The 6611-nt window shown below is 65.5% G+C and carries 7 protein-coding genes; 6 read left to right on the top strand and 1 reads right to left on the bottom strand.

Annotation, left to right across the window (positions count from 1 at the left end; all coding sequences use genetic code 11):
• From trbJ to SMA01S_RS23750, 6 genes are all read left to right on the top strand, one after another.
• A partial coding sequence (gene trbJ / locus SMA01S_RS23725; protein ID WP_369405682.1) for a P-type conjugative transfer protein TrbJ occupies window positions 1–892 on the top strand: 892 nt, incomplete at its 5' end.
• Window positions 893–1000: 108 nt separating this feature from the next.
• Window positions 1001–2299, top strand: coding sequence for a P-type conjugative transfer protein TrbL (trbL, locus tag SMA01S_RS23730; RefSeq protein WP_066827918.1), 1299 nt, complete (start codon window positions 1001–1003; stop codon window positions 2297–2299).
• Window positions 2299–3108, top strand: a complete 810-nt coding sequence (gene trbF / locus SMA01S_RS23735; protein WP_066827920.1) for a conjugal transfer protein TrbF — start codon at window positions 2299–2301, stop codon at window positions 3106–3108. The genes trbL and trbF overlap by 1 nt, the downstream gene beginning before the upstream one ends.
• Entirely contained in the window at window positions 3105–4067 is a 963-nt protein-coding gene (gene trbG, locus SMA01S_RS23740) for a P-type conjugative transfer protein TrbG (RefSeq protein WP_066827922.1), read from the top strand. Before trbF ends, trbG begins: the two co-directional genes overlap by 4 nt.
• Window positions 4064–5272, top strand: a complete 1209-nt coding sequence (locus SMA01S_RS23745; protein ID WP_066827924.1) for a TraB/TrbI/VirB10 family type IV secretion system protein — start codon at window positions 4064–4066, stop codon at window positions 5270–5272. The genes trbG and SMA01S_RS23745 overlap by 4 nt, the downstream gene beginning before the upstream one ends.
• Window positions 5269–5484: a DUF2274 domain-containing protein gene (locus tag SMA01S_RS23750; protein ID WP_066827926.1), complete on the top strand. Its 216-nt coding sequence runs from the start codon at window positions 5269–5271 to the stop codon at window positions 5482–5484. The genes SMA01S_RS23745 and SMA01S_RS23750 overlap by 4 nt, the downstream gene beginning before the upstream one ends.
• 450 nt (window positions 5485–5934) lie before the next feature.
• On the opposite strand, the gene SMA01S_RS23760 is transcribed toward SMA01S_RS23750, so the two are convergent.
• On the bottom strand, window positions 5935–6611 hold a 677-nt coding region (locus tag SMA01S_RS23760; RefSeq protein ID WP_174543153.1), incomplete at its 5' end, for a 3-deoxy-7-phosphoheptulonate synthase.

The raw sequence follows: 6611 nt of genomic DNA on the forward strand, positions 1-6611 counted from the left end.
GAATCGGCCAAAAGTCGGAAACGGGAGCGCAAATTCCCCAAAAAGCGCCCATTCGTCACTCGATAGGCTCTGCCGCCTCGAGCCCCTTCTGCGATCCTTCGACCTTCAATGCCTATCAGGGAATCACTCAATGTTTCGCTGTCCCAAAGAATCGCTTGGCGGCAAGTATTTGATCGCTTCCGCTCTCGCACTTGGTGCCATCAGTTCGGTAGCGATGGGCGCCATCTTCTCCGGATCGACGGCGCACGCCCAGTTCACGGTGTTCGACCCGACCAATTACAGCCAGAATGTGCTCTCGGCAGCCCGCTCGCTCCAGCAGATCAACAACCAGATTCAGTCGCTCCAGAATCAGGCGCAGATGCTGACCAATCAGGCGAAGAACCTGACGCGGATCGACTTCCCCGAGCTGCAGCAGCTGACCGCGACGTTGCAGCAGATCGACCGGCTGATGGGGCAGGCGCAGGGAATCGATTTCCGCGTCGCCGGCCTCGATCAGCAATTTCGCAGCCTTTATCCGCAGCAGTACAATGCTGCGCTCACCGGCGACCAGCAGGCGCAGAACGCAAAGGCGCGCTTTGAGGCCGCGATGGCGGCGTTCCGGCAGACGATGTCGGTCCAGTCCCAGGTGGTTGAAAACGTCGCCGCAGATCAATCCGCGCTCGCCTCGCTGGCGGCAAGAAGCCAAGGCGCCGTAGGCGCGCTTCAGGCGCAGCAGGCGACCAACCAGTTGCTGGCGCTGGTCGCGAAACAGCAGTTCCAGATCCAGGATCTGATGGCGTCGCAATACCGCGCCGAGACCGTTGATGCCGCCCGCCGCGCGCAATCCGAGCTCGATGCTCGCGGCCGCATCCAGAAATTCCTCGGTACCGGCACCGCCTACACGCCCCAATAGGCACGGCCGGCCGGGCGACGGTGCGCCCCGTCGCCGCCGCGGGGCGCGGGCCACGCTCCCCACGCCCGCACCCCGCGGCATTCCTTCAAGCGATGAGGAACTCTCGCAGTGAACGACCTCGGCGTGATCGATCGCTTCATGCAGGCCTTCACCCGTTATATCGACAGCGGGTTCGGCCTGCTCGGCGGCGACGTCCATTTCCTCACTGTCACGCTGATCGGCATCGACATCACGCTGGCCGGCCTGTTCTGGGCGATGGGCGGCGAGGACAATGTGCTCGGGCGCCTGATCAAGAAAATCCTTTATGTCGGCGCGTTCGCGTTCATCCTGAACAGTTTTTCGACGCTCGCCGACATCATCTTCAAGTCGTTCGCCCAGGCCGGCCTGACGGCGGGCGGGGGCACGCTGTCGGCGGACGATCTCCTTCGCCCCGGCAAGGTTGCGTCGACCGGCTTTTCCGCTGCCTGGCCACTGCTCCAGCAACTCGCCAACATGACCGGGTTCGTCAGCTTCTTCGACAATTACCTGACGATCGCGGTGCTGCTGCTCGCCTGGGCGATCGTGATCCTCGCTTTCTTCATCCTCGCCGTGCAGATGTTCGTCACGATCATCGAGTTCAAGCTGACCAGCCTCGCAGGGTTCGTGCTGGTGCCGTTCGCCTTGTGGAACCGCACAAGCTTTCTCGCCGAGCGGGTGCTCGGCAATGTTGTAAGTTCCGGCGTCAAGGTCATGGTGCTCGCCGTCATTGTCGGGATCGGCTCCAACTTCTTCACCGATTTCACGACATCGATGCAGGGGCAGGACGTCGACCTTGCCGCTGCGATGAGCCTGGCGCTCGGCACGCTCACGCTGTTTGGTCTTGGCATTTTCGGCCCCGGTATCGCCAGCGGCCTCGTGTCCGGTGCGCCGCAACTCGGTGCGGGTGCTGCGCTCGGCACGGTGGCGGGTGCCGCCGGCGTGACGATGCTGGCGGGGGGTGCCGCCGTCGGCGCGGCGAGCGCCGTGGGCGGTGCGGCGCTTGGCGCGGTGCGCGCGGGCACGAGCATGGGGTCGGCAGCGTCGACCGCTTACACGCTGGGCAAGGAAACGGCGGCCTCGCCGTCGGTGGGCGCAGGCCTTGGCGGCGTCGCCCGGGCCGCCGGCAACGCCGCCCGGATGCGGATGTCGAGCGCGCTCGGTCTCGGCGACGCGGCGCGCAGCGGCCGACAAGCCGCCTGGAACGCGCTCAATGAGACAAGCCGGCCGGCATCGAACGGTGCCGGAGCAGCCGATGCGCCCGCTTGGGCGCAGTCGCTCCGCGCAGAACAGGCGGCACGACACCACAGCCAAGTCGCGGTGCACGCCCTCCAGCAGGGTGATCGCGGCGGCGCTTCCGCCACTCCCGACATCAAGGAAAGGGACGAGTGATGATCTTCAAACGCGCGGTCGAGCGCTACGGACGAACACCGCAGCCCGAGACACCGTATCAGCGGGCAGGCCAGCTTTGGGATGAGCGCATCGGGTCGGCGCGCGTCCAGGCGCGCAATTGGCGGCTGATGGCGTTCGGTTGTCTGTCGCTCGCTGGCGGTCTCGGTGGCGGTGTCCTTTGGCAGTCGCTGCAGAGCAGGGTGGTGCCCTATGTCGTCGAGGTCGACCGGCTCGGTGAGGCGCGGGCGGTGACCGAGGCTGAAGCGGCGTACCACCCAACCGATCCGCAGATCGCCTGGCATCTCGCCCGCTTCATTCGCGATGTTCGCGGCATCTCTCTCGATCCCGTCGTGATGAAGGAGGACTGGCTCGACGCCTATGCCTTCACGACCCAGCGCGGCAGCCAGTTTCTGGGCGACTATGCCCGTAGTGCCAATCCCTTCGCCAGGATCGGCGAGCGCACGGTCACCGTCCAGGTCACGAGCGTCGTTCGCGCGTCGGACAAATCCTTTCAGGTCAAATGGACGGAGTCGGCGTTCGAACGCGGCTCGTCCGCTGGCCGTGCCAACTGGACCGCGATCCTTACCATCGTGACCAAGCCGCCCGCGAACGCCGAGGTGCTGCGAAAGAATCCGCTCGGCATCTATGTCGATGCCGTCGACTGGAGTCGCGAGCTCGACGTGCCGACGCCCTCGTCGCCGCCCGCCTCGACGCCGACACCCGATCGCACTGCTCCAACTGGCTCGCCGCTCGACTCGGGGCTCGCGACCGCGCCCACGACCCCGACCAGCCTGGAGAACCAGCAATGAAACGCCTCAACATCGCGCCGCTATGCGGCTTGTCCCTGGTCACACTTTGCGCCGCGGCCGAGACCAGTGCGCAGATCAAATCGGCCGAGATTGTGAAACCGGCAACCATAGCCGATGTGAAGGCACCGCCCGTCACGCCGACGAAGGCGGCGCCTCCCGCTTCCCGTCCCGCACGGCACACGCATCGGGCGAATGCGGCGGAGACGAGCGTGGCGCTCGCCAACCGGGCGGCAACGCGCCAGCCCGCGGCTCCTGGCTTCATCAATGCCGTGCAGGTCTATCCCTTCGCAGACGGCTCGCTCTATCAGGTCTATGCGGCGCCGGAGCGCGTCACCGACATCGCCCTGCAACCGGGTGAGGCTCTCATCTCGGTTGCTGCCGGCGACACCGTGCGCTGGGTGATCGGTGACACCAGCAGCGGCAGTGGTTCGGACAAGCGCACCCACATCCTGATCAAGCCGTTTTCGGCAGGGCTTTCGACCAACGTCGTCATCACGTCCGATCGCCGAACCTATCATCTGGTACTCGCCAGCACCTCGGCGACCGCGATGGTGGCATTGTCGTGGACCTATCCGCAGGATGCGTTGATCGCGCTCAAGCGGGCGGAGGAAGAACGGCAAAAGGCAGTTCCGGTGGCGACGGGAATCTCCCCCGACCAGCTCCATTTCGACTATGCGATCACGGGCGATCGCCCGCTATGGCGACCGTTGCGCGCCTTTGACGATGGCCGTCAGACGTTCATCGAGTTTCCCGCCAGCCTAGCGGTCGGCGAGGCCCCACCGCTGTTCCTGGTCGATGCCAAGGGGCAGGCCCAACTGGTGAACTATCGGCTACAGGGCCGCTTCTATGTCGTGGACCGGTTGTTTGATACGGCGGAACTCCGGCTTGGCCTCAAGCATCAGGACGTGGTCCTCATCGCGCGCGCGTCGGCTGGCGGCCGCAAGGGGAGGGGGTCGTGACCGGCGAAGCCGAGGTCTCTGTGGCCGCACCCAAGGCCGATCCGGAATCGCTCGCGATCCGTGCGCGGCCGCGGCGCGCCATCCGTTTCCGTCGCGTCGTCATCATCGCGGCCGCGGCATTGGGCTCGGTCAGCGTGACCGCCGTGACCTGGATGGCGTTGAAGCCGACCGTGTTCCGACAGGTCGCACAGGATGAGGAACTGTCCCAACCCGGCGGCAAGGCGCCGCCGGATGCCCTGAGCGGCTTGCCGTCGAGCTATGGCGACGTGCCCAAACTGGGGCCACCGCTTCCGGGCGACCTCGGCCGGCCCATTCTCGAGCGCCAGCGCCAATTGGCTACCGAGGGCCAGGTTCCGGGCGCTGACCCAGCGGCGCAGGCCGCAGCCGCCGAACGCGAGCGGCTGTTGGCGGAACGAAAAGCGGCGCGGGAGTCGAGCTTGTTCGCCACTCGATCGCAAATTCCGAACGTGGCCGGGGGCGCACCTGTACCCGGCGCGGCCGGCGATGCGGCGACGCCGACCGCAAAGCTGGCGCTCGATCCGGCCAACGATCCCAGCAATCAGCAGCGCAAGGCTGACTTCGTTGCCGCACTCGATCCGCGCGGCGACGTCAATCCGCACGCGGTGACGCCGTCGCCGTCTCCCTATCTCCTCTCGGCCGGCAGCGTCATCCCGGCCAGCTTGATCACCGGGTTGCGGTCCGATCTGCCCGGACTCGTGACCGCCCAGGTGACCGAGCGGGTCTACGATTCGCCCACCGGCAGTATCCTTCTCATTCCCCAAGGCGCCCGGCTTGTCGGGAGTTACGACTCCGTGGTGGCTTTCGGGCAGAAGCGCGCGCTGATCGTCTGGCAGCGCATAATCCTGCCGGATGGCAGCTCGATCCGGATCGACAATATGCCTGCGACTGATCCCGCGGGCTATGCGGGTCTTGAGGACAAGGTCGATTTTCACACCTGGTCGCTGCTGAAGGGCATCACGCTTTCGACGTTGCTCGGCGTCGGCACCGAATTGCAGTTCAGCGGCGACACTGGCCTCATCCAGGCCTTGCGGCAATCGTCGCAACAGAATGTATCCCGCGCCGGCGATCAGCTGACGATGAGGCACTTGCAGATTCAGCCCACCATCACTATCCGCCCCGGCGCTAAAGTCCGGTTGCTCGTGTATCGCGATCTCGTGCTCGCGCCGTGGAGGGACGCACAATGACCGAACTCAAGCTAGCCCAGCTGCCGGATCGCACGCCGATCAAACTGGCGATTGCCCTCCCGCCCGACCTCAATGACGCGCTCGGCGACTATGCCGAAGCATATAAGGAAACCTATGGCCGGTCCGAGACGATCTCCGACCTGATCCCGTTCATGCTGCAAGCGTTCCTTGAAAGCGACCGTGCCTTTGCCAAGCGGCGGGCAAGGCGGTGATGACGCCTCGCCCGCCCGTCGAGTGCGCCGAACTGGAGCCGCTCACCGTCCGTGTCGCGACAGCCGTGAGAATCACCGGCATCAGTCGTTCGCGACTCTATGAGCTCATCGGATCCGGTGATCTCGATATCGTCAAGGTCGGCCGTTCGACGTTGATCTCATACCAGAGCTTGCGTGCGCTCACGCGAGGCTGAACAGTCTCCCAACGAGTCGCTGCGCACGTGCGTCCCGCCGACGCGACAGCCGGCGCACCGCGATTGCGCGCTTCAATCATCGTGATGCGTGAATCGGACGGCCGGAAGGTTCGGTCGAATCCACCTACGTCGTTGATTTTACGGCATTGCCGTCGAGCAATGTCCGTTTTCGATCGATGCCATCGCAGATGGACAGGGATTTATCACCCGGGGCCTATTCCTGGGCGGCCCGATCGCAGCACGCCAACAGCGCTCTTTAAGCCGCCTCCGCCCGGCGCTGCCTGAGCTCGTCATTCAGCATCTCGGCCAGCAGGAACGCCAGCTCCAGGCTCTGCCCCGCATTCAGCCGCGGGTCGCAATGCGTGTGATAGCGGTCGGCCAGGCTCTGCTCGGTCACGTCGACCGCACCGCCGGTGCATTCGGTGACGTTCTGCCCGGTCATCTCGGCATGGATGCCGCCGGCGAAGGTACCCTCGGCGCGGTGCACGGCGAAGAAGCCGCGGACCTCGGCCAGGATGCGCTCGAATGGGCGCGTCTTGTAGCCATTGGCGGCCTTGATGACGTTGCCGTGCATCGGGTCGCAGCTCCAGATCACCGGATGCCCTTCGCGCTTCACCGCCCGGACCAATTTGGGCAGGCCAGCCTCGATCTTGTCATGGCCATAGCGCGTGATCAGCGTCATCCGCCCGGGCACGCGGCCCGGATTGAGCGTGTCGAGCAAGCGCAACAGCACGTCGGGCTCAAGGCTCGGCCCGCATTTCAGGCCGATCGGGTTGCCGATGCCGCGCAGGAACTCGACATGCGCCGATCCGTCGAACCGCGTGCGGTCGCCGATCCACAGGAAATGCGCGCTGGTGTCGTACCAATCGCCGGTCAGGCTGTCCTGACGCGTCATCGCCTGCTCGTACTGGAGCAGCAGCGCTTCGTGGCTCG

The sequence above is a fragment of the Sphingomonas mali NBRC 15500 genome (genome assembly GCF_001598415.1).
Classification (GTDB): domain Bacteria; phylum Pseudomonadota; class Alphaproteobacteria; order Sphingomonadales; family Sphingomonadaceae; genus Sphingomonas; species Sphingomonas mali.